Origin of the sequence: Aliihoeflea aestuarii (genome assembly GCF_024105665.1) — a bacterium.
In the GTDB taxonomy this organism is placed as follows: Bacteria; Pseudomonadota; Alphaproteobacteria; order Rhizobiales; family Rhizobiaceae; genus Aliihoeflea; species Aliihoeflea aestuarii.
Genome location: NZ_JAAAMK010000006.1, coordinates 182,939 through 208,332 on the forward strand (window position 1 = coordinate 182,939; position 25,394 = coordinate 208,332).

Consider the following 25,394-nt stretch of genomic DNA (forward strand, 5'->3'; position numbering starts at 1 on the left):
TTCCGTTCGATCAAAGAAGTTCGAGGATCTTCGCAGCGCCGGATTCGGTCGCCTGGCCCGGCTTGTCGCCGCTGTTGAGCGCCGTCACGGTACCGTCCTCGACGATCATCGAAAAGCGCGTTGCGCGAAGGCCCATGCCCGCGCCGGACAGGTCGATGTCGAGGCCGCAAGCCTTGGCGAAGTCGCCGCTGCCGTCGGCGAGGAAGACCAGCTTGTTTTCACCGCCGGTAAACCGTGCCCACGCGGTCATCACGAAGATGTCGTTGACGGCGACGACGGCGATCGTGTCGACGCCCTTGTCCTTGATGGCGTCGAAATTTTCGAGGAAGCCGGGCAGGTGGTTGTTGGAGCAGGTCGGCGTGAACGCGCCCGGCACGCCGAACAGAACGACCTTCTTGCCCGCCGTCAGCTCGGCCGTGGTGATGGTCGCCGGCCCGTCCGCGCCGATCGTCTTGAAACTTGCATCCGGCAGTTTGTCGCCGACCGAAATCGTCATGTTCTCTCTCCGATAAATGGGATCATGTTGCGATAGCCGCATGTCCGGCTCTTTGCAAATCAGTCCGGCTCGATTAGACCCGAAACCGCCGCGCCGCCGCTCACCAGCGTATAATCGGCCTGCAACGCCGCGCCCTTGCCGCGGTGGACGATGCGTGCCGTGAAGGTCCCGCCATCGGCCGCCGGCTCGAATTTCGGAGCCGCAAGCGACAGCCCGTCGCGCCCGGCGAGGAATATGTCTGGCGCACCGCCCCCCTTAGGGGTTTCTACCTCGATCGTCAGCACATCGTCGCCGGCGCTGGCGCCGGTCACGTCGAAACCTTCATGCGGCGCGCCGGGCAGGGCGGCGAAGGCGGCGTCGATCTGCGCCTCGTCGATCGGGCCGCTATCCGCGCCCGGCGTTACGTCAAGGCTCGCCTGAACGGGAACGCAGATCGTCTCGCAAACGCCGAGAAACACATCGAGCGTCAGTGGCGATGACAAATCCTCCAGCCCCGAGAACGCGACCGGCAGGCGCACATGGCCTTGATAGCCGGCCCATTGCGAGACGCCGTCGTCGAACCGTTCGGGCGCTGGAAAATGAAGGGCGACGCCCCTGACGTCACTTGCGCCTTCAAGGGAAACCTGTGGTGCGACGCCGGTTTCTCCAGGTTCCTTCCAGTAAGTTTTCCAGCCCTCGTCGAGGCGGATTTCGAGCATCCCGCGCAGCGCGCCTTGCGCATCCGCCGCGCCCTTGGTGACGAGCCTGAGCTTGCCCCCCGTCGTCTCGTGCCACGCGCCGGTGCCGGCGAAAGCGGCGGGCGTGACGATCAGGGCGGCTGCGAGTGCGACGATGATTCTCATGGTTTTGTCTTGGCGAAGCCGGACGGAATTGGCAACGCCTGCGTGGTGCCGCACGGATCATTTCGCGGTGATGTGGTTTAACAAAGCAGGACGACGCGGCTTTCACGTTTCAGGGAAACGCGTTACGCTTCGACGATGGATATTCTGGGCCACAAGAAAAGCGGTGTCGGCAACGGGTTTCTGGAAAACCAGTTCCTGATTGCGATGCCCGGCATGCAGGACGAGCGCTTCGAACGCTCTGTCGTCTATCTGTGCGCCCACTCCGAGGAAGGCGCGATGGGGCTGGTCATCAACCAGCCGCAGCAGCTTCTGTTTCCAGATCTTCTCGTCCAGCTCGAGGTGCTGAAGGAGGAGGAGGCGATCCGCCTGCCCGAGCCTGCCCGGTCGATCGTCATTCGAAATGGCGGGCCAGTCGAGCGCAGCCGGGGCTTCGTTCTTCATTCCGACGATTATGTCGTGGAATCCTCGCTCCCGGTCGCCGATGCTGTCTGCCTGACGGCGACGATCGACATTCTGCGCGCCATCTCCGTCGGCCGTGGCCCGCGCAGCGCCCTGATGGCGTTGGGATATTCGGGGTGGGGCGCCGGTCAGCTCGAACAGGAAATTGCCGAAAACGGCTGGCTGACCTGCCCGGCCGATCCCGGCCTGCTGTTCGACCGCGATCTGGGCAGCCAGTATGACCGCGTCCTTGCCTCGATCGGCATCGACCTGACGCGGCTGAGCACGCAGGCCGGCCACGCCTGAACAAAAGCAACGCGCATTGGTCTGGCCTTGATCGTCGCATGGCCTGCGAGGGCGAGGCATGGTTTCCTGTAACGAGCACAGGAATGACGATTGCATTTATGTCGATGCAAATCGCAGGCGTTCAAAGCTGGCGTTGTGCTTGACGCCGTCATTTCTGTGCTCGTTACAGGAAACCATGCCTCGACGGTTCATCGTCGGATGCGTGTCGACAAGTATCGCGTCGGCATACGCCCGCGGCGGGTCATTACGCCGCCGCCGGGGCGGGCTTCTCCTTCAGCATCCGCACGATTTCGCTCGCCACCATCGGCTGGCCGAAGGCGAAGCTCTGGACGTATTCGCAGCCGGCGTCGCGCAACTCATCCGCATCGGTGTCCTGCGTGACGCCCTCGGCGACCACCGACAGGCCGAGATCGTGCGCCATCGATACCATGGATCGCAACAGGACCAGCCTCTTGGGGCTCGCATCCTCGACGAAGCTTCGGTCGATCTTGATCGTGTCGAAGGGAAAGCGTGTCAAATAGGCGAGCGAGGAATATCCGGTTCCGAAATCGTCCAGTGAAAGGCCGATGCCGATCTGGCGCAGTTTGCCGAGCACATGCGCGGCCTGTTCGGGATTGTCCATCACGAGCGATTCGGTCAGTTCCAGCCGGAAATGACGCGGTTTGATGCTGGCGCGCGCGATGACGGAGCGCACGTCCGACACCAGATCGCGCCGCAGGAGCTGGCGGCTCGACAGGTTCACGGATACGAAAAGCGGCAGTTCGGCTGCGAGCTTTTGCCATTCGTGCAAATCGTCCGCCGCCTTTTGCATGGCGAACTGGCCGAGCTGGACGATCTGCCCGCAGCTTTCGGCGATCGGGATGAACTCGGACGGCGGGATCGCGGCGCGGCGCGGATGGTCCCAGCGCATCAGCGCTTCGAAGCCGGCGATCGTGCGGTCTTCGAGGCGGATGATGGGCTGATAGGCAAGCTGCATTTCACCGCGCTCGACGGCGCGCCGCAGATCGGATTCGATCTGCAGCCGGTCGCTGCCGCCCGAGCGGAAGGCCGGGCGGAACGGTTCGATCCGGTCGCCGCCGAAGCGCTTGGCCTGATGCATGGCAAGCTCGGCATCCTTGATCATGTCGGCCGCGCTGGTCGTGTTGACGGTCCACGAGACGAGCCCGATCGAGGCGGTCAGGACGATTTCGCGCTTGGCGAAGGTGATCGGCGCGCTGATCGCATCCCGGATTGCCTCCGCGACCGCCGCGATCCGTGCCGGTTCCTGTTCGGAGACAAGCATTAGCGCGAACTGGTCGCCCGCGATCCGCGAAAGGCTGTCCTTCGGCTTCAGGATGCGGTGCAGGCGGCGGGCGATCGTCAGCAATATCGTGTCGCCGGCCGAGATGCCGAGCCCGTCATTGACCTGCTTGAACCGGTCGATGTCGATGACGAAGACCGACGGCCGGATCGCGTCCTCCGACTGCGCGACCGAAAGCAGCGCTTCGAGCCGGTTGAGGAACATCTGCCGGTTGGGCAGGCCGGTCAGATTGTCGTGGACGGCGTCGTGAAGCAGGCGCTCCTCGGCCTTCTTCTGTTCGGTCGTGTCGACCAGCGTACCGACGCAGCGGATGATCTCGCCATCCGACCCGATCACGGGCCGCGCCTTGAGCGTGAACCAGTGATAGTGACCGTCCGCGCCGCGCAGCCGGAACGCCTGCGAAATGCGTCCGCGACGATGTTCGAGGATCACGTCGAGCAGTGTTCGGAACGTGTCGCGGTCGTCGGCGTGAAGGGCGGGCAGCCAGTTGCGCGCATGTCCGTTGAGTTCGTTTGGCTCCAGTCCGAGCTGGCGAGCGAGATCGGGCCGCGTGACGATCCTGTCGCGGGTCACGTCCCAGTCCCAGACCGTATCGCCCGCGCCCGTGACGGCGAGCGCCTGCCGCTCCATGTCGCTGAAAAGCCCCTGTTGCAGCGCGCCGCCTGCGAAGGCGTGCTGCATGACGGTAAAGCCGATCAGGAGAACGACGAGCACGAGGCCGCCGCCGAGCGCGGGCTGGATGATGTCGTTGTCGATCCGGCCCGATACGGCCATGTAGGCGGCAGCGACCCAGGCGAGGATCATCAGCCAGCTCGGGATCAGCATGACACCCCGGTCATAGCCCTGAAACGCGAAGTATCCGATCAATCCGAGACCGGCGACAGCCGTGACGGCGAAGGAAAGCCGCGCGATGCCCGCGGCTATCGCCGGGTCGAACGTGGCGACGCCAGCCATCCCCATGAGGCCGATGATCCAGGCGATCGCTGCATAGCTGAAATGCCAGTGCCATCGGTTGAGATTGAGATAGGCGAAGAGAAAAACGACGATCGTCGTCGCCAGCGCCACTTCCGCGCCCGCGCGCCAGATCTGTTCGTTTCCGGGCGTGATCTCGATGACGCGGGTGAGAAAGCCGAAATCGATCGAGATATAGGCCAGCACCGACCAGGCAAGGGCGGCCGTGGCGGGAAAGAGCGAGGTTCCCTTGACCACAAACAGGATCGTCAGGAAGAGCGCGAGCAGACCCGCAATGCCGATCACGATACCGCGAAACAGCGTATAGGCGTTGACGTTGTCCTTGTACGCTTCGGGCTCCCAGAGCCTCAGTTGCGGCAGGTCGGGCGAGGCGAGTTCGGTCACGAAGGTGACGATCGAACCGGGGTTGAGCGTCACGAGGAAGACATCCGCCTCAGGTGCGGCCTGCCGGTCGAGCGCGAAACCTTCCGAAGGCGTGATGGATGCGATCCGGCTGGAGCCGAGATTCGGCCAGATCAGCCCAGAATCGACCAGCCGGAAGTGCGGCGCGACGATCAGCCGGTCGATCTGGCGATCGGTCGGATTGGAGATCGCGAACACGGCCCAGTCTCCGGACGAGCGCTCGTCATTGGCCTCCACCTCGATGCGCCGGACGATGCCGTCGGTTCCAGGTGCCGTCTGCACCTGAAAACTGGACCCCTGGTCGCGATAGATCTGGATTCGGCTCGTGAGGTCGACGGCCGCTTCGTTGCCCGTGATGGCGACCGGATCGAGCGCCCTGGCGGGTGAGCCGAGCGCCACGAAAAGCGCCGCCAGAAACAAGATGACCGCGTTTGCCTTCAAGCGCCCCAAACCTTGGCCTCTTTCGTGTTTGCCCGATGCTCGCCGGCGATCAGGGCATAGAGAAGATGATCCCGCCACACGCCGTTGATGCGCAGGTAGGATCGCAGCAGTCCTTCGCGCCGAAATCCGGCATTTTCAAGCACGCGGATGGAGCGCGCATTGTCGGGAATACAGGCCGCTTCCAGCCTGTGCAGTTTGAGCGTGTCGAAACCATGCGCAAGCGTCAGCTTCATTGCCGCCTGCATCAGCCCGCGGCCCGCATATCGTTCACCCATCCAATAGCCGATCTGCGCGCTCTGGGCGACGCCGTGGCGTATGTTTCCAATGGAAATGCCGCCGACGAGCCGGCCGCTTGCGCTTTCGAGGATCATGAAGGCATGGCCCGTGCCGGCGGCGGCCTCGCGATTGTAGCGTTTGAGCCGCTGTTTCCAGGCGGCGTAGTCGAGGTCGTCGCTCGGCCAGCGCGGCTCCCATGGTTCGAGAAAGGCGCGGCTTTCCTCGCGCAGTTGCGCCCATTCGGCATAGTCGCGCCGATGCGCAGGCCGTATGGTGACGCCGCCCCCAGAGAGCGCCGGTGCGGCACTTTTGGCGAAAGGCGCGAACGGCATTTTCGTATCAGACGGCCAGCTTGTGCGGCATGACCGACGGGCCCGAAAGCATGTCGCGGACTGCGTCGAATGCCGGCAGCGATCCGACCGGACCGACGGCGGCGACGGTCGGATGGGCCGAAAACAGCCGGCCCGACAGATCAGCCAGCCGATCCGTCGTCAGCTTCGACAGCCGGTCCATCAGCTCGTCCGTCGGGATGGGGCGCCCGTAAAGCAGCATCTGCCGTGCGATCTGCGACGCGCGGCTCGACGGACTTTCCTGCGACATCAAAAGGCCGGCGCGATATTGCGCGCGCGCACGGTCGAGTTCCTCGGGCAGGATGCCTTCTCCCGCCTTCTTCAATTCCGCCAGCAGGACCGTGACCAGTTCGGCGATATCCTCCTTGCCGGTCGCGGCATGGATGCCGAAGATGCCGGTATCGGAAAAACCCCAGTGAAACGCGTAGACCGAGTAGCACAGGCCGCGCTGCTCGCGCACTTCCTGGAAGAGCCGCGAGGACATGCCGCCGCCCAGGATCATCGACAGGACCTGGCTCGCGTAGAAGTCGCGCACATGATAGGCGCGGCCCTCGAAGCCGAGAACGATCTGCGCATCCATCAGGTCGCGGCTTTCGCGAAAATCGCCGCCCTCATAATGCGCCGGCTGCGGCGGCGTCGCCTTGCAATGCTGCTGTAAGCCGCCGAGGCGCTTTTCGACCTCACGCACGAAAGTATCGTGGTCTACGGCGCCGGCCGCCACCACGACCATCCGCTCGGCCGCGTATTGCCGTTCGAGGAAACCGCGCAGTTGCGGCGCGGTGAACGCGCGCACCGTCTCCGGTGTGCCGAGGATGGATCGCCCGAGCGTCTGGTTGCGGAACGCGGTTTCCGTGAAGCGATCGAACACGATGTCGTCGGGCGTATCGTGCGCCGCGCCGATCTCCTGCAAGATGACGTTCTTCTCGCGTTCGAGCTCGTCTGCGTCGAATCTCGACTCCGTCAGGATATCGGACAGGATGTCGATGGCGAGCGGCATGTCGTCCTTGAGCACGCGCGCGAAAAACGCGGTGGTCTCGACGCTGGTCGCCGCGTTGATCTCGCCGCCGACATTTTCGATATCGGTGGCGATCTGCCGTGCGGTGCGCTTGGACGTCCCCTTGAACGCCATGTGTTCGAGCAGATGCGCGATGCCGTGCTCGCCGTCATGCTCGTCGCGCGACCCGGATTTGACCCAGACGCCGAGAGAAACGGATTCGATATGCGCGAGCGTTTCGGTGGCAATCGTCAGGCCGTTGGACAAACGGCTTACCTCAACCCCCATGCGGGTCGTACTCCCTGGAACGGTGCGCTGATCGGCTTTTGAAGACTGTCCGGCTGATGCCGTGGCCGATGCGCCTCAGTGATTATCGGCCGCTCAGATGCGGCTGTGATTGTTAGCCGCTCTCGTGCGGCGCTCGATATGATCTTCCACCATTTTAAGGTCGGAGGAAAGGATGTCGAATTTTTCCGGGCGATCCATCAGGTCGCCAAGCCAGACGGGAAGGGCAGGCTCGATGCCGCAAGCCGTTTTCACAGCCTGCGGAAACTTGGCCGGGTGCGCGGTCGCCAGAACCACCATTGGCACCGAGGCGTCATGCTTGCCGTCGCGCGCGACCTTGATGGCGATCGCGCTGTGCGGATCGGCCAGATAGCCGGAATTGTCGAGAAGATCGCGGATTGTGGCCGCCGTCTCCTCGACGCTCGACCTGCCGGCCGAAAATTCCGCCCGGATCGCCCCGAGCGCCGCTGCGTCGATCGTAAACGCGCCGGACTGCTTCAGGCTGTCCATATAGCGCTTGACCGTGCCCGCATCGCGCCCGGCCACCTCGAACAGGAGCCGCTCGAAATTGGACGAGATCTGGATGTCCATGGAGGGCGAGGTCGTTTCGACCACGCCGCGCGTCTCGTAGCGGCCCGTTTCCAGCGTGCGCGCCAGAATGTCGTTGTCGTTGGTGGCGATCACGAGCTGCTCGACCGGCAGGCCCATACGCTTTGCCGCGTAACCGGCGAAGATGTCGCCGAAATTCCCCGTGGGCACGGTGAACGAGACGGACCGGTCCGGCGCGCCGAGCGCGATCGCGGACGAGAAATAGTAGACGATCTGCGCCATGATCCGCGCCCAGTTGATCGAGTTGACGCCTGACAGCATCACCCGGTCGCGGAAGGCGTGGTCGTTGAACATGCCCTTCACCAGCGCCTGGCAGTCGTCGAAATTGCCTTCGATGGCGAGCGCGTGGACATTCGCAGCCGTGGACGTGGTCATCTGGCGTTGCTGCACGGGTGAGACGCGTCCATGCGGAAACAGAATGAAGATGTCAGTGCGGTCGCGGCCGGCGAAGGCGTCGATCGCGGCCCCGCCCGTATCGCCAGACGTCGCCCCACAGATCGTCGCACGCTGGCCGCGTTCGCTGAGAACGTGGTCCATCAGCCGCGCGAGCAATTGCATCGCTACGTCCTTGAAGGCGAGCGTCGGTCCATGGAAAAGTTCGAGCGTGAATTCGTTCGCGCCAGTTTGTACCAGTGGGCATACCGCATCATGGCGAAACGTCGCGTAGGCCTCCTCCACGATCCGGCGGAAATCGTCCACTGCGATGTCTTCTTCCACGAACGGTGTCAAAAGCCGGATCGCAAGATCGGGATAGGAAAGGCCGCGCATGGTGCGAATGTCGTCGGTGGAAAATTGTGGCCATTGGTCGGGCAGGTAAAGCCCGCCATCGCGTGCGAGCCCGGCAAGAAGCACATCCGCAAAGCCCAGTCGCGGCGCGTCGCCGCGCGTACTTGAATAGAGCATCGAATCCCAATCCATCGGCATGCCGGGGCGTTGGAAAACGCAGTTGGTCCCGGTCGCCTTTTGTTTGCGGCGTTGGTATAGAGCAATTCCAGCAAAAGTGCGAAGCGGTTTTGCGCGGACGATTGTGTTGAAAACAGAAAGATGGAGCATTGGAGGCGAGCCTCTTTTCGCCGGAAATGCTCCAGACAAGAGATTTGCTTGAGGGAAGGGCCGTCCATGTCGTTTTGTCGTTCGTCGTTTCGCCGCATGGCGGTTTGCGCCGTCATCGGTTCGGCCGCCGCGTTGTCGGCCTGCCAGTCGGGTGACGGCGCTGCTGTCGCTGCATCGGACACGCAAACGGTCAATATAGAAGAGCTGCGCGCCTTTTGCCCGCGCGTCGTCCTGCAAAGCGACGGTGCGGTGTGGTCGCAGTTCGAGCGTGGCGGCGAAGGGGATGCGAGCCGTCTCGTCCATCGCACGACGATCGCCGAAACCACTCGCGCCTGCTCCTACGCGCCCGGCCAGATCACGCTGAACGTGGCGGCGGCGGGGCGCGTCGTTCCCGGTCCCGCCGGACGCGCCGGACAGGTCTCGGTCCCGATCCTCGTCGAGGCACGCCGCGGCAGCGAAGTGATCTATTCGAACCGCGTGAACTACGCCGTCCAGGTCGGCGATACGGTCGGCGCGACCCAGTTCGTCTTCAACGACCCGTCCGTTATCATCCCCCAGGAAGGCGCGCAGCAAACACAGATCATCGTGCGAATCGACACGCCCGGTTCGTAAGGGCAAGCTTTCGCTTTATGATCGCGGGTTGAGGCCTGGATTCCTGTGCTCGTCACAGGAATCCAGGCCTCGACGCCCCCGTCGCTCGACCTCACAAAAGATGCGCACTGATGTCGTGCCAGTGCGGGTTGCGGGCTTCGATCGCGTTGATCTTCCACCGACGCGGCCACTTCTTCATCGTCTTCTCGGTCGTGATCGCCTGACTTATCAGTTCGTACTCGTCGAACCAGACCAGCCGCATAACACCGTATCGCGCGGTGAATTCCGACCCCGTCCCATTTTGGTGTTCAAGCAATCGACCAGCCAGATCGCTCGTCACGCCGATATAAAGCGTGCCGTTCTTTTGTGACGCAAGGATATAGACATAACCCCGCCGAGCCATGCGATCGAGTGTAGAGGCCTGGATTCCTGTGACAAGCACAGGAATGACGGATTGCGCTAGCGGAACCGCAACTCCTCGACGGCGGTGATTGGCAGCCCCCTCAATGCCGTCATTCCTGTGCTCGTCAAAGGAATGACGGCATCACCATCTCGACAGCCATGCCGCTTCCGACCCGGATCAACTCTCCGACCAGGCGCTGAGCGCGGCGATCGTGGCGGGCAGGTCGGCATGGCGGCGGATGACGGTTTCCGCGCCTGCTTCGGTCAGCATGTCGGCATGGCCGGGATGCGTGTGGGATGCGCCGGTGAAGCCGATGACGCGCATCCCGGCAAGCTTCGCGCCGTGAATGCCATGAACCGAATCCTCGATCACGAACGTATTGGACGGGCACGTCTTCATCGCCTCGGCCGCGAAGAGGAACACGTCCGGCGCGGGCTTCGGCTTTTGCGACGGCGTGTCGCGCGAGGAAAAGATATGGCCCTCGAAAAACGGCTTCAGCCGGGTCTTGGTCAGCATCATGTCCAGCCGCTCGGCGGATGAATTCGAGCAGATCGCGCGCTTGCCCGTCACCGAGGCGACCGCCTCGTGAACGCCTTCGATGGCCTTCACTTCCGCCTTCAGCTTGCTGTCAACGCGCTTTTCGACATCGTCGAGCATCGAAGCCTGGAACGGGATGGCGGCCTCGCGCTCGATGCGCAGCATGATCTCTCGAAATGTCAGGCCCGCATAGGTCTCGGCCAGTTCTTCGGGACTGATCTCGTAGCCTGCCGCCGAGAGGATTTCCGCCTCGACGCGCGCTGCGATAATCTCGGAATCGACGAGCACGCCGTCGCAATCGAAGATGACGAGTTCGGGTAGGGACATGGTGGTATTGCCGTGTTCAGGAGGAGTTGGCGCGGTCCTACACGAGCCGGAGGCGGACCGCAAATTCACCGCCATTCACGCGATGTTAACGCCGATCGGTAACCATAACGGAGTGTAAAAGAGTTCATTCGAGTACCGGGTATCTTCATGTCTGCCGTGCGCGCTCTCGCCGACCTCGTTCCTTCCGCCGAACCGAGCCAGTGGCTCGACACCATCCTCAAGGGCGACTGCGTCGCCGCGCTGAACAAGTTGCCGGATCATTCCGTCGACGTGATCTTCGCCGATCCGCCCTATAATCTTCAACTCGATGGTGATCTGCATCGCCCCGACCAGTCGAAGGTCGATGCGGTCGATGACGAATGGGACCAGTTTGAGAGCTTTCAGGCCTATGACGCCTTCACGCGCGCCTGGCTGCTCGCGGCGCGCCGGGTGCTGAAGCCGAACGGCACGATCTGGGTGATCGGTTCCTATCACAACATTTTCCGCGTCGGCGCGACCATGCAGGATCTCGGCTTCTGGATCCTGAACGACGTCGTGTGGCGCAAGACGAACCCGATGCCGAACTTCCGCGGTCGCCGCTTTCAGAACGCGCATGAGACCATGATCTGGGCCTCGCGCGATCCGAAAGCCAAGGGCTACACCTTCAACTACGATGCGATGAAGGCGGCCAACGACGACGTGCAGATGCGCTCGGACTGGCTGTTCCCGATCTGCACCGGCCATGAGCGCCTCAAGGACGAGAACGGCAACAAGGTCCACCCGACGCAAAAACCCGAAGCGCTGCTCGCCCGAATCATGCTGTCGTCGACGAAACCCGGCGACGTGATCCTCGACCCGTTCTTCGGCTCCGGCACCACCGGTGCGGTCGCCAAGCGTCTTGGTCGCCACTTTGTCGGCATCGAGCGCGACCAGACCTATGTCGACGCCGCTCAGGAGCGGATCGACAACGTGAAGCCACTGGCTGCGGTAGACCTGTCGGTGATGACCGGCAAGCGCGCCGAGCCCCGCGTCGCCTTCGTCAGCCTGATCGATTCCGGCCTGATCAAGCCCGGCGCCGTGCTGCACGATGCACGCCGCCGCCATCAGGCCCGCGTGCGTGCCGACGGCACCATCGCTGTCGGCGACGTGTCGGGTTCGATCCACAAAGTCGGTGCGACCGTGCAGGGCCTCGACGCCTGCAACGGCTGGACCTTCTGGCACTACGAGCGCTCGGGCGGCCTCAACCAGATCGACGAACTGCGCCGCATCGCCCGCCTCGGCATGGACCGCGCCGGGGCGTAAGCCGGCTCCGCCTTCAGGGGAGATCGGCTTACGGCTGACACGGCGAGGCATGGATTCCTGTGACGAGCACAGGAATGACGGCATCAAGGGGATATGCCAATCGCCAACGCTGGAGATTGGTGTCAAACATCTCCACCGTCATTCCTGTGCTCGTCACAGGAATCCATGCCTCACCCGTCCATCGCAAAGCGCGACGGCTAAAGTATCCCTAACCCCTTCAAATCCCGCTCCAGCCTTTCGGCATTGGTAAACTGCACCGCCTGCCAACCCGCACCCTTCGCGCCTTCGACATTCTTCGCGCTGTCGTCGATAAACAGCGTCGCCGCCGGATCGAGGCCGAACGTGCAGGCGTGAAGCTCGTAGATTGCAACATCGGGTTTCAACAGTCGATGATGCCCTGAAACGGTCACACCGCGCGGCTTCTTCAGGAAGGCGAACCGCTCCTGCGCCTCGGAGAAGGTGTCCGCCGCGAAATTGGTCAGCATCGTCACGTCGCGACCCTCCTCGATCAGTCCTTCGAAAATGGCGACGCTGTCGTCATAGGCATGAGGCACCATCTTGTGCCAGTGCTGTCGAAACGCCCGGATGTTTTCCGCATGATCGGGATGATCGGCGATCAGAAGCGTCTCGGCTTCTTCCCAGCTTCGGCCGCGATCCTGTTCGATGTTCCAGTCACCGGTCGTCACATTGTCGAGGAACCATCGGCGCTCGGTCGCGTCGGGGATGAGGTCGCGATACGGCAGTTCCGGGTCGTAATGGATGAGCACCTTGCCGATGTCGAAAACGATGTGGTCGATCTGGGTCAACTCAGTTTCGCCTTGCGTTGGAGTTTCGTCGCACCGGGTATGGCAGCTTCGATTGCCTTCTTCATGACAGTCGGCAGCGCTTCCGTGTGGATAAATTCGAGCGGTGCCCACCATCCGTCCGAAACGTCCGGTTTTTTTGCAAGTTCGGCTCGGAAAATTACAAGTTCAAGCTGGAAATGGGTGAACACATGCCGGATTTCGCCCGTTTTGGACCAGTTCGCGGCAAAGGGCGCGGCAGCGGGGATAAGTTCGCCATCAGCGCGCGACGACCAGTTCGTCGAGGGAACTTCCGCCATGCCGCCGAGCAATCCCTTTGCCGTGCGCTTGCGCAGGAATATCGCATCGCCATGGATAGCGACGAAGGCCGCACCGCGCCGAAGCGGCTTTTCCGCCTTTGCCGGCTTGACCGGATAATGCTCCGGGTCGCCCTGCCGCAGCGCAAGGCACTCGTTATTGACCGGGCACATCAGGCATTTCGGGCGGCGCGGCGTGCAGATCGTGGCGCCGAGGTCCATCGTCGCCTGGGCGAAGTCTCCCGGCCGATTCAAATTCACAGCTTTTGCCACCAACGCCTTGATTTCACTCTTGGCTTTGGGAAGCGGGGTAGCGATGGCGCCGAGGCGGGAGAAGACGCGCTCGACATTCCCGTCGACCACGGCGGCGGGCCGGTCGAAGGCGATCGCGGCGATGGCGGCTGCCGTATAAGGGCCTATGCCGGGCAGCGCGAGCAAGCCTGATTCCGTGTCGGGGAAGCGTCCGCCGTATTCCTTTTCAACAACTTCCGCGCATATCTTCAGATTTCGCGCCCGCGAATAATAGCCGAGCCCGGCCCACGCCTTCATGATGTCGTCGCTATCCGACGCCGCCAAATCCGAAACGGTCGGCCATTTCATCACGAACCTGCCGAAATAGGGCTTCACCGCCTCGACAGTCGTCTGCTGCAGCATGATCTCCGACAGCCAGACGCGATAGGGATCGGAGCGCAGGCCGGACGCCTGGTCGCGCGGCGGCACGCGCCACGGCAGGTCGCGATGATGGCGGTCGTACCAGTCGACGAGCAACGACGAGACACGCTGCGCGCGCGCGTCGTCGAACCAGTCATGTGTCGCGATTGGCGTTGCCATCGTGTTCCTGTTAGAAAGCTTCGAACCAAAGCGCATAGAGGATTTTCGCCGTGGCAGGCAAACCAAAAGGGCGATCGTTCGGCGCTCAGCCGGTTGCCGATCTGGCGTCGAAGATCCTCGATCCGGTGCTGCGCAAGCGGGCCGGCATTTCGGTCGCTCTGGTTCAGTCGTGGGAAGAGATCGTGGGCGAGCGCATCGCGCGCTCGTCGCTCCCCGAGAAGATCGTTTGGCCGCGCCGCATGAGCGAGGGCGATCCGTTCGAGCCGGCAATGCTGATCGTCGCCTGCGAAGGTATGGCGGCACTCGCGCTCCAGCACGAGACGGGCGAAGTCATTTCCCGGGTGAACGCTTTTCTCGGATTTGCGGCCGTCGGCCGCATCCGCATCCTGCAAAAGCCGGTCGCCGTCGATGCGCCGCGCAGGCCGAGGGGACCGGCACGGCTGGACGAGAACGATGCCGCCTATGTGAAAAGCCTGACGCGCGAAATCGAGAGCGACGATTTGCGCGATGCGCTGGAACGACTGGGTGCCGAAGTGATCGGCGCGAAACGCCGCACCGCTTGATGCGCTGTTCCCAAGTTCGCACCTTTGTGAACACAGTGTCGCGCTTTCGCGGTAGGAATGGGACGATCCTTGCCGTATTCGCGTTTTAGACGATCGCAATACAGGCGATACTCAACTTCAACATAGGTGATTCGAATGGCCTCTTTGTCGCGCAGACATGTCCTGACCTCGCTGGTGGCGCTCCCGGCCATCGGACTGGCCCTCTCGGCGTGCAGCGATAGCGGAAACTCCGCCAATGCGAGCGCGCAGGGCACCGACCCCGTCACGACGTCGTCCACGGCGCCGCGCGCGCAGGGCACGGTCGACATGGCCGCGCTGCTGGAACCCGGCCCGCTGGAAGACAAGGTCATGGGCGATGCCGACGCACCGGTGACGATCGTTGAATACGCCTCGATGACGTGCGGCCATTGCGGCAACTTCCACAACAACACGCTGCCGACGATCAAGGAACGCTATATCGATACGGGCCAGGCCAAGCTGATCATGCGCGAATTCCCGTTCGACCCGCGCGCCGAGGCCGGCGCGATGCTCGCCCGCTGCGCCGATACCAATTTCTTCGCGATGTCGGATGTCCTGTTCAAGCAGCAGAATAGCTGGGTGCCGGTCGACAATGCGCGTGAAGCCTTGCTTCGCCTTGCTCGTCTGGGCGGTTTTACACAGGAGTCCTTCGAGGCTTGCTTGACCGATCAGGCGCTTCTCGATGATGTGAGGTCGGTGCGTGCGCGCGCGCAGAACGACTTTGGAGTGAATTCGACGCCGACCTTCTTCATCAACGGCAACAAATATGCGGGGGCTCTGTCGGTTGACGAAATGTCGGCCATCATCGACTCGATGCTCTGATTTCCCGATCTCTTCGGCCGGGCGCGGGACAACCGTGCCCGGATTTCGTTCGTCGAGCCGGGCAGGGCTCTGAACGATGCGCTTCAACAAACTCCGTCTTCTTGGCTTCAAATCTTTCGTCGATCCCGGCGAATTCGTCATCGAGCGCGGCCTGACCGGCATTGTCGGGCCGAACGGCTGCGGCAAGTCGAATCTGGTGGAGGCGCTGCGCTGGGTGATGGGCGAAAGCTCGTACAAGAACATGCGCGCGTCCGGTATGGACGACGTGATCTTCTCGGGCTCCGGCACGCGGCCCTCCCGCAACACGGCCGAAGTCACGCTCTTCCTCGACAATTCCGACCGAACCGCGCCGGCCGCGTTCAACGCATCGGACGAGTTGCAGGTTTCGCGCCGCATCGCGCGCGAATCCGGTTCCGTCTACCGCATCAACGGCAAGGAGGCGCGCGCGAAGGACGTGCAGCTTCTGTTCGCGGACCAGTCCACCGGCGCGCGCTCGCCTTCCATGGTCGGGCAGGGCCGGATCGGCGAACTGATCCAGGCCAAGCCGCAGGCAAGGCGCGCGCTTCTGGAGGAGGCGGCCGGAATTTCCGGCCTGCACTCGCGCCGTCACGAAGCGGAATTGCGCTTGCGCGCTGCCGAACAGAACCTCGAACGTCTGGACGACGTGACGGGTGAATTGCGCACGCAGATCGACAGCCTGAAGCGGCAGGCGCGGCAGGCACAGCGCTTCAAGGCGCTGTCGGCCGATGTCCGCAAGGCCGAGGCGACGCTGCTTCATTTACGCTGGGTGCACGAAAAGACGCAGGAAGGTGAGACGAAGTCGGTGCTTGCGCGGGCGACTTCGCTGGTTGCCGAGCGCGCGCAGGCGCAGATCGAGGCGGCAAAGGCGCAAGCCGTCGGCGCGCACGGATTGCCCGGTTTGCGCGAGGTCGAGGCGGCCGCGGCAGCCGTGCTGCAGCGCCTGACGATCGCGCGCACCCAGCTTGAGGAGGAGACCAAACGCGTTGCCGCGCGCAGGCAAGAGCTTGAGCGCCGGCTGCACCAGGCGGAAGCCGACATCGAACGCGAGCGCCAGCTTCTGGCCGACAATGCGGGCGTTCTCGACCGATTGGCGACCGAGGAGACCGAACTGCTCGCAGCAGGCGAAGGCCATGACGAGCGCTCGGCGAAAGCGGGCGAAATGCTGCGCAGGGCCGCCGAGGCGCTGGCGGGTATGGAAACGGCGTTGACCGCGCTGACTGCGAAGCGTGCGGAAAGCGCTGCGCTTCGCGCACAGGCCATCAGAACGCTGCGCGAACTGGACGAGCGTCAGGCAAGGGCCGAGCGCCAGCTTGGCGAGGCCCGCAGGGAAATCGAGGCGCTGGATGCACGCGCGGCGGCGCTTCCCGACATGGGTGAGCGTCGCGCGGCCTTTGACGAAGCCGAGAGAAATTTCGCGGAGGCCGAGCGCGCCGCTGCAATGGCGGAAGCTTCGGTCGCGTCGGCGCGCGCCGCAGAGACCGCCGGGCGCGAGCCGGTCCACAAAGCGCGGGGCGTGCTTTCGCAGGTCGAAACCGAGGCGCGCACGCTGGAAAAGGTGCTCGCCGCCGGACAGACGGGCGCCGGGCAGACGCCCGTTCTCGACCGCATCAAGGTTGCGCGCGGCTTCGAGACGGCCCTTGGCGCGGCGCTCGGCGACGATCTGGAATTGCCCCTCGGCGCCGATGCGCCCGCCTACTGGGCGCTGACGGGCGGGAGCGGCAATGACCCGGCGCTGCCAGATGGGGCTGAGCCCCTGCTCGCCTACGTCGACGCACCGCCGGAACTTGCGCGGCGGCTGGGGCAGGTCGGCCTCGTGTCGAGGGCCGACGGGGCGGATTTGCAGCGGCGTCTCGCCACCGGACAAGTCGCCGTCTCGCGCGAGGGAGATCTGTGGCGGTGGGACGGCGTCGTGGCAAGCGCGGATGCGCCGACGGCGGCAGCGCAGAGGCTTGCGCAACGCAACCGGCTTACGGAACTGAAAGGCGAGATTGAGGCTGCACAGGCGTGTCTTGCCGAGGCCGAAGCGGGGCTCGCGGCGCGCGAGCGCGCGGTCAAGGAGGCGGTTGAAAAGGACACGATCACTCGCCAGGCCGTCCGCGCGGCTCAAAACGCTGTCGGCGAAAAGCGCGATGACCTCGCCCGCGCCGAGCGCGCGCGCGGCGAGATCGACACCCGGCGTGCGGGACTGGCCGAGACGGAGGCGCGCTTCGTCGAAACGCTTGGCGAATTTGCCAGCCAGCGAGCTGAGGCGGAAACCGGACTGGCCGCAGCGCCCGATCCCGAAATGCTCGATGCTGAGCTTGGTGCATTGCGCGAACGCACGGGTGAGGCGCGGGAGGACGAAGCGCAGGCGCGCGCCGCATGCGATGACCTGAAAAGGGACGCGCAGGGGCGGGTCAACCGGCTGGCGGCGATCGTTTCCGAGCGCGAAGGCTGGCTGAAGCGCGCCGGCAATGCGCAGGCGCAAATGGAGGCGTTGGAGGCACGCCGGGCGGAAGCGATGACGGAGGCCGCCACGCTGGCCGATGCGCCGGATGAATTCGAAATAAAGCGCAGGGCGCTAGCCGGCGAACTGGACAAGGCGGAGGCCGCGCGCCGGCAAGCCGCCGACACGCTTGCGCAGGCCGAAACCGGCCAGGTTCTGCTCGACCGCGCCGCGACCGACGCGATCGAGGCGCTGAGCAAGGCACGCGAGGAGCGTGGCCGCGCCGAGGAACGCCTTTCGGCAGCGGAAGACCGGCGCAAGCAGATCGAAGCGCGAATGCGCGAGGTGGTTGGCGTCGAACCGCATCTCGTCGCGCGGCAGGCCGAGCTTCTGGCCGATCAGGCCGCGCCCGAAATTGCGGATGTGGAGCGACGGCTCGACAGGCTGAAGGCAGAGCGCGAGCGGCTGGGCGCGGTCAATCTTCGCGCCGAGCAGGAGGCGCGCGAACTGTCCGATCGGTTCGACCTCATCACGCGGGAGCGGGACGACGTGGTCGAGGCGATCGCGCGGCTGCGCGAGGCGATCCAGAACCTGAACCGCGAGGGGCGCGAGCGGCTGCTTGGCGCATTCGGGCGTGTCGATGCCGAATTTCGCCGGCTGTTCACGCATCTTTTCGGCGGCGGCACGGCCGAACTGCAACTGATCGAGAGCGACGATCCGCTGGAAGCGGGGCTCGAAATCCTTGCCCGTCCACCAGGCAAGAAGCCGCAGACGATGACGCTGCTTTCGGGCGGCGAACAGGCGCTGACCGCGATGGCGCTGATCTTCGCCGTTTTCCTGACCAACCCCGCGCCGATCTGTGTTCTGGACGAGGTCGATGCGCCGCTTGACGATCACAATGTCGAGCGCTTCTGCAATCTCATGGATGAAATGGCGGCGACGACGGAAACGCGGTTCGTCATCATCACGCACAATCCGATCACCATGTCGCGGATGGACAGGCTGTTCGGCGTGACGATGGCCGAACAGGGCGTCAGCCAGCTCGTTTCGGTCGATCTCGAAACGGCGGAACAGATGCGGGAAGCGGTATGACGGACGAGCTGAAGACGCGCGCGGATGATCTTGCAAGGGCGCTGCGCGATCTCCACAAGGCGTTGATCCACGCGGAGGCGGGCGACGATCCGGCCTTTGAGAACCCCTACACGCTACTCTTCGCCGTTATCGGTAATCCGCGGTTTTCATGGCTGGAAGGTCTGTCGCAACTGATAGTGCTCATAGACGAGGCGCGCGCGGACAAGGAGGGCGTTTTGACGGAGGCCGTGCTTGCCGATGCGGTGGCCAGCGCAAAGCGCCTGATCGGCGAGGGAGAGGACCACGACCCGCAATTTCGCCTGCGCCACCTGATGGCCGTTCAGAACGCGCCCGACGTGGCGATCACGACCGGAAAGCTGCGCAACGTTCTGGCCGAGCTGGGCAGCCCGGTTCAATAGGACCGGCCGTCCACCGGCACGCGCTTCACATCCGCAAGCTCGAAGCCTTCGAGGCAGCGCACATTGATCGCGGCCGTTTTCTTGCCGTCCTTCGAGGTGCCGAGACCGAACGGCGCGCAGCCGCAGTCGGGGCAGAAGTGATGGTCGATCGCATGCTTGTTGAAGTGATAGATCGACAGGTTTTTCATGGGCGTTTCGAGTTTGAGTTGCTCGCGCGGAACGAACCAGAGCAGATAGCCCTTGCGGCTGCAATGCGAGCAGTTGCACTCCATGGCCTCGGTGAATTCGCCGTCGACTTCGAAGGATGTTTTTCCGCAGTGGCAGCTTCCCTTGTGCATGGCGCGGTGCTCCTATTCGGCCCAGACGGCCAGTTCGTTGCCGGCTGGATCGGCGAAATGGAACCGCCGGCCGCCGGGGAACTCGAAGATCGGCTTCACGACCCGGCCGCCGGCTTGCAGAACCTGCTCCAGCGTACGCTCCAGATCGGTCGAAAACAGCACCGGCAGCGGCTTCGCATCCACCGTTTCCGATGCGTCGAAGCCGCCGTCGAGCCCCTCGGAGAAGGCCGAATAGCGTGGACCGTAATCCGTGAAAGTCCAGCCGAAAGCGGCACTGTAGAACGCCTTGACGCTGTCGATCGCGCCGCCTGCCGCCTGCATTTCGATGTAGTCGAGCTTGCCGTCTTCGCGCATGTCGCATCCTCCATGTTCGCGTTATGTTCTATATTGTGTTTCGGAACGCCGCAAGTTGCGGCGAACCAAAATGATGCGCTGTTCCACCTCAATCGATTGAGTTCGGAGCCGGCCGTTGCCGCGCCTTGCCATTTGCTGCGCTGCACTCTATCGCTCGAAACCCGCAAGCATGGAGGACGGCATGGCGAAGTGGGTTTACGCATTCGGCGACGGCAAGGCCGAGGGCCGGGCGGGCGACAAGAACCTTCTGGGTGGCAAAGGCGCAAATCTTGCCGAGATGTGCAATCTGGGCCTTCCGGTCCCTCCAGGCTTCACCGTCACGACCGACGCTTGCGTCCACTATTACGCCAATGAACGGGCCTATCCGCCCGAGCTGGAGGCCGAAGTCGACGCGGCGCTGGCCGAGGTCGGCCGCATCACGGGCAAGAGCTTCGGCGATCCCGAAAAGCTGCTCCTCGTCTCCGTACGTTCCGGCGCGCGCGCATCGATGCCGGGCATGATGGACACGGTCCTCAATCTGGGCCTCAACGACGAGACGGTGGAAGCGCTGGCGCGCGAGGCGGGCGACGAGCGCTTCGCTTTCGACAGCTACCGCCGCTTCATCACCATGTATTGCGATGTCGTGCTCGGCCTCGATCATGAAGTCTTCGAGGAAATTCTGGAGGACGAAAAGGCGCAGCGCGGTGTCGAACTGGATACGGAATTGTCCGCCTCCGACTGGCGTAAGATCGTCGAGCTCTACAAGGAGAAAGTGGTCGAGGAACTCGGCCACCCGTTCCCGCAGGACCCGCGCGAGCAGCTTTGGGGGGCGGTCGGCGCGGTCTTTTCAAGTTGGATGAACCACCGCGCGATCACCTATCGCCGCCTGCACGACATCCCCGAAAGTTGGGGCACGGCGGTCAACATCCAGTCGATGGTGTTCGGCAATATGGGCGACACGTCGGCGACCGGCGTCGCTTTCACACGCAATCCCTCGACCGGCGAAAAGGCGCTTTACGGCGAATTCCTCGTCAATGCGCAGGGCGAGGACGTGGTTGCCGGCATCCGCACACCGCAGAATCTGACGGAGACGGCGCGCATCGCGGCCGGCTCGGACAAGCCGTCGCTCGAAAAGGTGATGCCGGAAGCCTATGCGAATTTCGTCGACATCGCGAACCGGCTCGAAGCGCATTACCGCGACATGCAGGACCTCGAATTCACCATCGAGCGCGGCAAATTGTGGATGCTCCAGACGCGTTCGGGCAAGCGCACGGCGAAGGCCGCGCTGAAGATCGCAGTCGATATGGCGGGCGAGAAGCTGATCAGCCGCGAGGAAGCGGTCAAGCGCATCGATCCGGCATCGCTCGACCAGCTTTTGCACCCCACCATCGACCCAAAGGCCGAGCGCAACATCATCGGGTCGGGCCTGCCCGCCTCGCCGGGTGCGGCGACGGGCGAGATCGTCTTCACCTCCGACGAGGCGGAAGAATTGAAGGGGCAGGGCCGCAAGGTCATTCTCGTGCGTGTCGAGACGAGCCCGGAAGACATCCACGGCATGCATGCGGCCGAAGGCATCCTGACGACGCGCGGCGGCATGACCAGCCACGCCGCGGTCGTCGCGCGCGGCATGGGCAAACCCTGCGTGTCTGGCGCGGGTGGATTGCGCGTTGACACGCGCGCGGGCACGCTGATCGCCATGGGCGTCAGCCTGAAAAAGGGCGATATCATTACCATCGACGGCGCGAGCGGGCAGGTGCTCAAGGGGGCGGTGCCGATGCTGCAACCCGAATTGTCGGGCGATTTCGCCGCGATCATGGAATGGGCGGACGGCACGCGGCGCATGAAGGTGCGCGCCAATGCCGAAACGCCGGCCGACGCGCGCATGGCGCGGTCCTTCGGAGCCGAAGGCATCGGCCTTTGCCGCACCGAGCATATGTTCTTCGACGAGGAACGCATCATCTCCATGCGCGAGATGATCCTGGCCGATACCGAGGCGGGGCGGCGCGCCGCGCTCGACAAGCTGTTGCCGATGCAACGCTCCGACTTCGTCGAACTGTTCGAGATCATGGCCGGCCTGCCGGTCACGATCCGGCTGCTCGACCCGCCTTTGCACGAATTCCTGCCGAAGACGGAACAGGAAATCGGCGAGGTCGCGAAGGCGCTGGGCGTCGATCCGGTTAGACTGGTCGAGCGCACGGAGGCATTGCACGAAACAAATCCGATGCTCGGCCATCGCGGCTGCCGTCTGGCCGTGTCCTATCCGGAAATTGCCGAAATGCAGGCACGCGCGATCTTCGAGGCAGCGCTGGAAGCGGGCGAAAAGACCGGGAGCCCTGTCGTGCCGGAGATCATGGTACCGCTCGTCGGCATCATGAAGGAACTCGATTTCGTCAAGGCGCGGATCGAGGCGGTCGGAAAAGAGGTCATGCAGGAACGTGGCCGCGAGATTGACTATCTCGTCGGCACGATGATCGAACTGCCGCGCGCGGCCATCCGCGCGCATGTGATCGCGGAAGCGGCCGAATTCTTCTCCTTCGGCACCAACGATCTGACGCAGACGACGTTCGGCATCAGCCGCGACGACGCTTCGTCCTTCCTCGAAACCTACCGCCAGAAGGGCATCATCGAGCGCGATCCGTTCGTCTCGCTCGATCAGGAGGGCGTGGGCGAACTCGTTCGCATGGCGGCGGAGAAGGGACGAGCGACGCGCCCCGATATCAAGCTCGGCATCTGCGGCGAGCATGGCGGCGACCCGTCCTCGATCCATTTTTGCGAGGAAGTCGGGCTCGACTACGTCTCGTGCTCGCCTTTCCGCGTGCCGATCGCGCGGCTGGCGGCGGCGCAGGCGGCGGTGAAGACACCTTAGCGTTTTCAAAAAAGGGCCCGGCGGCTATGATCCTTTCTCCCGCGAAACGGAGGAGATCATGGCGGCTGGAGCATCTGCAAAAGCAAAGACGTCCGAAAAACCGGTGCTTCTTTCGGGCGGCAATCCGCAAATACCTAAGGGCTACGGCGATGGGCCGGTGCAGGCTTACATCGATGCGATGCCCGGCTGGAAAAGCGATGTCGGCCGCAAGCTCGACGCGCTGATCGTCGAGGCCCTGCCGGATGTGAAGAAGGCGGTGAAGTGGAACTCGCCCTTTTACGGTGTCGAAGATGACGTCTATTTCCTCTCTTTCCATTGCTTCGACAAATATTTGAAGGTCGCGTTCTTCAAGGGTGCGTCGATCGATCCGATGCCGCCGGTCGGATCGAAGCAGAAAGACGTGCGCTATTTCCATGTCCATGAAGGCGCCGAGATCAACGAGGCGCAATTTACCGGTTGGGTAAAGCAGGCGAGCCGCTTGCCCGGCGAGAAAATGTAGGGCGGAGCGAACTTATGACCGATGACACCGGAAAAGACCCGTCGAAACTCATCGATGCGCGGATTGCGGAGCTTGATGACTGGCGCGGCGAAGCGCTGGCACGCATGCGCAAGCTGATTCACGAATCCGATCCGGATATCGTCGAGGAATGGAAATGGCGCGGCGTACCGGTCTGGTCGCATGACGGTATCGTTTGCACCGGCGAGACCTACAAGAAGGTCGTGAAACTGACTTTCGCCAAGGGCGCGGCGCTGGACGATCCCGCGAAACTTTTCAATTCCAGCCTCGAAGGCAATACGCGCCGCGCGATCGACATTGGCGAGGATGACAAGATCGATGCCGATGCGTTCAAGACGCTCATCCGCGCGGCCATTACGTTGAATGCTTCGACGCGTGCCGCCAAGGGCGCGCGCAAGATCCCGAACGCCTGATCGAGCATACGCGAAAACGCCCGGCGCGAGGCCGGGCGTTCCGATACATGCGTCCGTGCGTCAGAGGCCGGCGCGGCTTTCGAGATGATCGGTTGAAAGCACCCGGTTCATGACGTCGAACACCGAGGTGTTGTCGATGAACGACCCATCCCAATCATAGGCCGCATCGTTGCCCCAGAGCTTTGCTGCCCTGACATCGACGCGGCGAGCCTCGTCGAAAAGCTGGCTGCCGGAGCCGATGGCCCAGAGCGGAACGAGTTCGTTCGTGTGGTTGCCGGATGAGAACTGATAGCCCGGCATGCTGCCTGCGCCGCGATCCTGCACCGCCAGATAGTCGTTGAAGCGGTCCTGCGTCGGGTCGAAGCGAGCGGCCTCGATGGCTTCCTTGTCGGAAGGATCGGCGACGGCCGGACCTGAACCGTTGGCGTAGGTGCCTTCGCCCCAGATGCCACCGGTCTCGTGATCGGAGGTCACGATCAGCAGCGTTTCCTCCCAGTTCGAATTCTCCTCGATCCACTCGATCGCCGCATCGACGGCGAGGTTGAAATCGATCTGCTCTTCGATGTAGCGCGGCATATCGTTGGCATGGCCCATCCAGTCGACGGCGCCGCCCTCGATCATAACGAAGAAGCCGGTTTCGTTCTGGTTCAGAACATTTAGCGAGGCCTGCGTCATCGTGGCGAGCGAGGGAACGTTTTCGACGAAGGCCATGCCCGACGGGTTGGCCTCGTCGGCATCGAGATCGCTGCGGTCGGACTGGGCTGTGCTGATCGACTGCATGACGCCGACGACCTTTCGCGGCAGGTTCTCGCCGGCGGCCAGTGCCTCGAAGTCGCTCTTTTCCTCGATGAAGGCGAAGTCGTTATGGCCTTCCTCGCTGGTCAGGGCCGTCCAGGTTTCCTCACCGCCGACGAATTTGTAGTCGCGCTCGGCACCGTCTTCAAGACGGCGGCCGCTCCTGTCGAAATCGGGGTGGCCGGCGCCCATGATAACGTCGAGCCCGCTTCCGACCATGTCGTTGAAGATGTCGGCATAGGAATTGCGCGAAGCGGCATGCGACCAGACGGCGCCCGGCGTTGCGTGCGAGACCTGGACGGTGGAGACGGCGCCGGTCGCGCGGCCCTGTGCATTGGCGATCTGAGCGATCGTGACGAAGTCGATCTCGCCCTTCCAGTCCTTATTGATGCGTCCGTTGACGGTCTTGCGGCCGGTATAGAGCGCGGTCGCGGCCGACGACGAGTCCGTATAGGACGTGTAGCTCTGGCCGACCGGCGCGAAATCGTTGAGGAACGTGTTCTCGAAGCGGTTCCAGCGGGTCGTGGGATCGTAATATTGCTCGACAACGCCAGCGGCCTGGTCAGCCTCATCGTCGCTTACAAGATTGCCGTTTTCATCGACCGGATTGACCGACCAGTGCGTCTGGCCGTAAAGGCGCGGCTCGGTGCCGTCCGGGCGGGCGATCTGGTAGGACTGGCTACCGGCCTTGCCCTGATAGTAATCGGCCGCGAGCCAGCCGTTGAAGCCGATGCCGTCCGAAATCATCAGGATGACGTTCTTGGCTGCGGGTTCGTCGGCGAATGCCGGCATCACGAAGGCGCAGGTCAGGCCGAGTGAAATCGTGAAGCGAGAAAGATGCCGCATGTGAAATCCCCTTACATGTGATGACAACGATGGTGCGAGGCACGCATAGATCGGCCATGTTACAGGGATGCGAAAGCAGCGGCAAAAACCGGGCACTCGCGCACCGTGCGGAGG

The 25,394-nt window shown here is 63.4% G+C and carries 23 protein-coding genes; 10 read left to right on the plus strand and 13 right to left on the minus strand.

From position 1 onward, the window contains the following. Positions 1-10: 10 nt before the first annotated feature. Both GTW25_RS13915 and GTW25_RS13920 read right to left on the minus strand, forming a co-directional pair. Complete coding sequence (locus tag GTW25_RS13915; RefSeq protein WP_252912739.1) at positions 11-496, minus strand: peroxiredoxin; 486 nt, start codon at positions 494-496, stop codon at positions 11-13. Positions 497-555: 59 nt separating this feature from the next. Next, complete coding sequence (locus GTW25_RS13920) at positions 556-1,338, minus strand: protein-disulfide reductase DsbD domain-containing protein (RefSeq protein ID WP_252912740.1); 783 nt, start codon at positions 1,336-1,338, stop codon at positions 556-558. Positions 1,339-1,473: 135 nt separating this feature from the next. Between GTW25_RS13920 and GTW25_RS13925 the strand changes: the two genes are divergently transcribed. Continuing rightward, on the plus strand, positions 1,474-2,082 hold the full coding sequence (locus GTW25_RS13925) for a YqgE/AlgH family protein (RefSeq protein WP_252912741.1): 609 nt from the start codon (positions 1,474-1,476) through the stop codon (positions 2,080-2,082). A 244-nt stretch (positions 2,083-2,326) separates the two neighbouring features. Here the strand turns inward: GTW25_RS13925 and GTW25_RS13930 are convergent, their stop codons facing one another. The 4 genes from GTW25_RS13930 to thrC form a co-directional block, all read right to left on the minus strand. Continuing rightward, a complete protein-coding gene (locus GTW25_RS13930) occupies positions 2,327-5,206 on the minus strand; it encodes an EAL domain-containing protein (RefSeq protein ID WP_372493174.1) in 2,880 nt (959 codons plus the stop codon). Next, entirely contained in the window at positions 5,194-5,805 is a 612-nt protein-coding gene (locus tag GTW25_RS13935; RefSeq protein ID WP_252912742.1) for a GNAT family N-acetyltransferase, read from the minus strand. Before GTW25_RS13935 ends, GTW25_RS13930 begins: the two co-directional genes overlap by 13 nt. Before the next feature lie 7 nt (positions 5,806-5,812). After that, on the minus strand, positions 5,813-7,105 hold the full coding sequence (locus GTW25_RS13940) for a M16 family metallopeptidase (protein ID WP_252912743.1): 1,293 nt from the start codon (positions 7,103-7,105) through the stop codon (positions 5,813-5,815). A gap of 93 nt (positions 7,106-7,198) precedes the next feature. Beyond that, a complete protein-coding gene (thrC, locus tag GTW25_RS13945) occupies positions 7,199-8,614 on the minus strand; it encodes a threonine synthase (protein ID WP_252912744.1) in 1,416 nt (471 codons plus the stop codon). 216 nt (positions 8,615-8,830) lie between these two features. Here thrC and GTW25_RS13950 point away from each other — a divergent pair, with 216 nt between their 5' ends. Further along, on the plus strand, positions 8,831-9,376 hold the full coding sequence (locus tag GTW25_RS13950) for a hypothetical protein (protein WP_252912745.1): 546 nt from the start codon (positions 8,831-8,833) through the stop codon (positions 9,374-9,376). Between the two features lie 91 nt (positions 9,377-9,467). Here GTW25_RS13950 and GTW25_RS13955 read toward each other — a convergent pair whose 3' ends face one another. Together GTW25_RS13955 and GTW25_RS13960 are read right to left on the minus strand one after the other, a co-directional pair. Further along, complete coding sequence (locus tag GTW25_RS13955; RefSeq protein ID WP_252912746.1) at positions 9,468-9,758, minus strand: GIY-YIG nuclease family protein; 291 nt, start codon at positions 9,756-9,758, stop codon at positions 9,468-9,470. Positions 9,759-9,935: 177 nt separating this feature from the next. Next, positions 9,936-10,622 (minus strand): HAD family hydrolase, encoded by a 687-nt coding sequence (locus GTW25_RS13960; RefSeq protein WP_252912747.1) that lies wholly within the window; start codon positions 10,620-10,622, stop codon positions 9,936-9,938. A gap of 147 nt (positions 10,623-10,769) precedes the next feature. Here GTW25_RS13960 and GTW25_RS13965 point away from each other — a divergent pair, with 147 nt between their 5' ends. Continuing rightward, on the plus strand, positions 10,770-11,903 hold the full coding sequence (locus GTW25_RS13965) for a site-specific DNA-methyltransferase (protein ID WP_252912748.1): 1,134 nt from the start codon (positions 10,770-10,772) through the stop codon (positions 11,901-11,903). Positions 11,904-12,100: 197 nt separating this feature from the next. Here the strand turns inward: GTW25_RS13965 and GTW25_RS13970 are convergent, their stop codons facing one another. Continuing rightward, on the minus strand, positions 12,101-12,709 hold the full coding sequence (locus tag GTW25_RS13970) for an HAD family hydrolase (protein WP_252912749.1): 609 nt from the start codon (positions 12,707-12,709) through the stop codon (positions 12,101-12,103). After that, entirely contained in the window at positions 12,706-13,833 is a 1,128-nt protein-coding gene (mutY, locus tag GTW25_RS13975) for an A/G-specific adenine glycosylase (RefSeq protein WP_252912750.1), read from the minus strand. Before mutY ends, GTW25_RS13970 begins: the two co-directional genes overlap by 4 nt. A gap of 50 nt (positions 13,834-13,883) precedes the next feature. Here mutY and GTW25_RS13980 point away from each other — a divergent pair, with 50 nt between their 5' ends. The 4 genes from GTW25_RS13980 (at position 13,884) to GTW25_RS13995 (ending at position 19,172) form a co-directional block, all read left to right on the plus strand. Then, on the plus strand, positions 13,884-14,396 hold the full coding sequence (locus GTW25_RS13980; RefSeq protein WP_252912751.1) for a DUF721 domain-containing protein: 513 nt from the start codon (positions 13,884-13,886) through the stop codon (positions 14,394-14,396). A gap of 135 nt (positions 14,397-14,531) precedes the next feature. Continuing rightward, positions 14,532-15,236: a DsbA family protein gene (locus tag GTW25_RS13985; protein WP_252912752.1), complete on the plus strand. Its 705-nt coding sequence runs from the start codon at positions 14,532-14,534 to the stop codon at positions 15,234-15,236. A 76-nt stretch (positions 15,237-15,312) separates the two neighbouring features. Beyond that, complete coding sequence (locus tag GTW25_RS13990) at positions 15,313-18,774, plus strand: chromosome segregation SMC family protein (protein WP_252912753.1); 3,462 nt, start codon at positions 15,313-15,315, stop codon at positions 18,772-18,774. After that, on the plus strand, positions 18,771-19,172 hold the full coding sequence (locus GTW25_RS13995; protein ID WP_252912754.1) for a hypothetical protein: 402 nt from the start codon (positions 18,771-18,773) through the stop codon (positions 19,170-19,172). Before GTW25_RS13990 ends, GTW25_RS13995 begins: the two co-directional genes overlap by 4 nt. On the opposite strand, the gene GTW25_RS14000 is transcribed toward GTW25_RS13995, so the two are convergent. Then, the gene (locus GTW25_RS14000; RefSeq protein ID WP_252912755.1) at positions 19,166-19,510 is read right to left on the minus strand and encodes a GFA family protein; all 345 of its coding nucleotides are present in this window, start codon (positions 19,508-19,510) and stop codon (positions 19,166-19,168) included. The two genes, GTW25_RS13995 and GTW25_RS14000, sit on opposite strands and share 7 nt — an antisense overlap. A 12-nt stretch (positions 19,511-19,522) precedes the next feature. Further along, the gene (locus GTW25_RS14005) at positions 19,523-19,864 is read right to left on the minus strand and encodes a VOC family protein (RefSeq protein ID WP_252912756.1); all 342 of its coding nucleotides are present in this window, start codon (positions 19,862-19,864) and stop codon (positions 19,523-19,525) included. A 181-nt stretch (positions 19,865-20,045) separates the two neighbouring features. Here GTW25_RS14005 and ppdK point away from each other — a divergent pair, with 181 nt between their 5' ends. From ppdK to GTW25_RS14020, 3 genes are read left to right on the plus strand one after another with little or no spacing between them, the layout of a single operon-like run. Next, positions 20,046-22,709 carry a pyruvate, phosphate dikinase gene (gene ppdK / locus GTW25_RS14010; RefSeq protein WP_252912757.1) on the plus strand — a complete coding sequence of 888 codons (2,664 nt, stop codon included), beginning with the start codon at positions 20,046-20,048 and terminating at the stop codon, positions 22,707-22,709. A 58-nt stretch (positions 22,710-22,767) separates the two neighbouring features. Beyond that, complete coding sequence (locus GTW25_RS14015; RefSeq protein ID WP_252912758.1) at positions 22,768-23,208, plus strand: DUF1801 domain-containing protein; 441 nt, start codon at positions 22,768-22,770, stop codon at positions 23,206-23,208. 14 nt (positions 23,209-23,222) lie between these two features. Next, positions 23,223-23,639 carry a DUF1801 domain-containing protein gene (locus GTW25_RS14020; RefSeq protein ID WP_252912759.1) on the plus strand — a complete coding sequence of 139 codons (417 nt, stop codon included), beginning with the start codon at positions 23,223-23,225 and terminating at the stop codon, positions 23,637-23,639. 60 nt (positions 23,640-23,699) lie between these two features. On the opposite strand, the gene GTW25_RS14025 is transcribed toward GTW25_RS14020, so the two are convergent. After that, positions 23,700-25,280, minus strand: coding sequence for an alkaline phosphatase (locus GTW25_RS14025; RefSeq protein WP_252912760.1), 1,581 nt, complete (start codon positions 25,278-25,280; stop codon positions 23,700-23,702). Between the last annotated feature and the right edge of the window lie 114 nt (positions 25,281-25,394).

Excerpts from the sequence above, each read along its gene's own strand:
- ppdK (WP_252912757.1), top strand. The coding sequence starts at position 20,046 with ATGGCGAAGTGGGTTTACGCATTCGGCGACGGCAAGGCCGAGGGCCGG.
- GTW25_RS14000 (WP_252912755.1), bottom strand. The coding sequence starts at position 19,510 with ATGCACAAGGGAAGCTGCCACTGCGGAAAAACATCCTTCGAAGTCGAC.
- GTW25_RS13950 (WP_252912745.1), top strand. The coding sequence starts at position 8,831 with ATGTCGTTTTGTCGTTCGTCGTTTCGCCGCATGGCGGTTTGCGCCGTC.
- GTW25_RS13960 (WP_252912747.1), bottom strand. The coding sequence starts at position 10,622 with ATGTCCCTACCCGAACTCGTCATCTTCGATTGCGACGGCGTGCTCGTC.
- GTW25_RS13985 (WP_252912752.1), top strand. The coding sequence starts at position 14,532 with ATGGCCTCTTTGTCGCGCAGACATGTCCTGACCTCGCTGGTGGCGCTC.
- GTW25_RS13920 (WP_252912740.1), bottom strand. The coding sequence starts at position 1,338 with ATGAGAATCATCGTCGCACTCGCAGCCGCCCTGATCGTCACGCCCGCC.
- GTW25_RS14025 (WP_252912760.1), bottom strand. The coding sequence starts at position 25,280 with ATGCGGCATCTTTCTCGCTTCACGATTTCACTCGGCCTGACCTGCGCC.
- thrC (WP_252912744.1), bottom strand. The coding sequence starts at position 8,614 with ATGCTCTATTCAAGTACGCGCGGCGACGCGCCGCGACTGGGCTTTGCG.
- GTW25_RS13940 (WP_252912743.1), bottom strand. The coding sequence starts at position 7,105 with ATGGGGGTTGAGGTAAGCCGTTTGTCCAACGGCCTGACGATTGCCACC.
- GTW25_RS14015 (WP_252912758.1), top strand. The coding sequence starts at position 22,768 with ATGGCGGCTGGAGCATCTGCAAAAGCAAAGACGTCCGAAAAACCGGTG.
- GTW25_RS13935 (WP_252912742.1), bottom strand. The coding sequence starts at position 5,805 with ATGCCGTTCGCGCCTTTCGCCAAAAGTGCCGCACCGGCGCTCTCTGGG.
- GTW25_RS13965 (WP_252912748.1), top strand. The coding sequence starts at position 10,770 with ATGTCTGCCGTGCGCGCTCTCGCCGACCTCGTTCCTTCCGCCGAACCG.
- GTW25_RS13915 (WP_252912739.1), bottom strand. The coding sequence starts at position 496 with ATGACGATTTCGGTCGGCGACAAACTGCCGGATGCAAGTTTCAAGACG.
- GTW25_RS13955 (WP_252912746.1), bottom strand. The coding sequence starts at position 9,758 with ATGGCTCGGCGGGGTTATGTCTATATCCTTGCGTCACAAAAGAACGGC.
- GTW25_RS13995 (WP_252912754.1), top strand. The coding sequence starts at position 18,771 with ATGACGGACGAGCTGAAGACGCGCGCGGATGATCTTGCAAGGGCGCTG.
- GTW25_RS13990 (WP_252912753.1), top strand. The coding sequence starts at position 15,313 with ATGCGCTTCAACAAACTCCGTCTTCTTGGCTTCAAATCTTTCGTCGAT.
- mutY (WP_252912750.1), bottom strand. The coding sequence starts at position 13,833 with ATGGCAACGCCAATCGCGACACATGACTGGTTCGACGACGCGCGCGCG.
- GTW25_RS14020 (WP_252912759.1), top strand. The coding sequence starts at position 23,223 with ATGACCGATGACACCGGAAAAGACCCGTCGAAACTCATCGATGCGCGG.
- GTW25_RS13925 (WP_252912741.1), top strand. The coding sequence starts at position 1,474 with ATGGATATTCTGGGCCACAAGAAAAGCGGTGTCGGCAACGGGTTTCTG.
- GTW25_RS14005 (WP_252912756.1), bottom strand. The coding sequence starts at position 19,864 with ATGCGCGAAGACGGCAAGCTCGACTACATCGAAATGCAGGCGGCAGGC.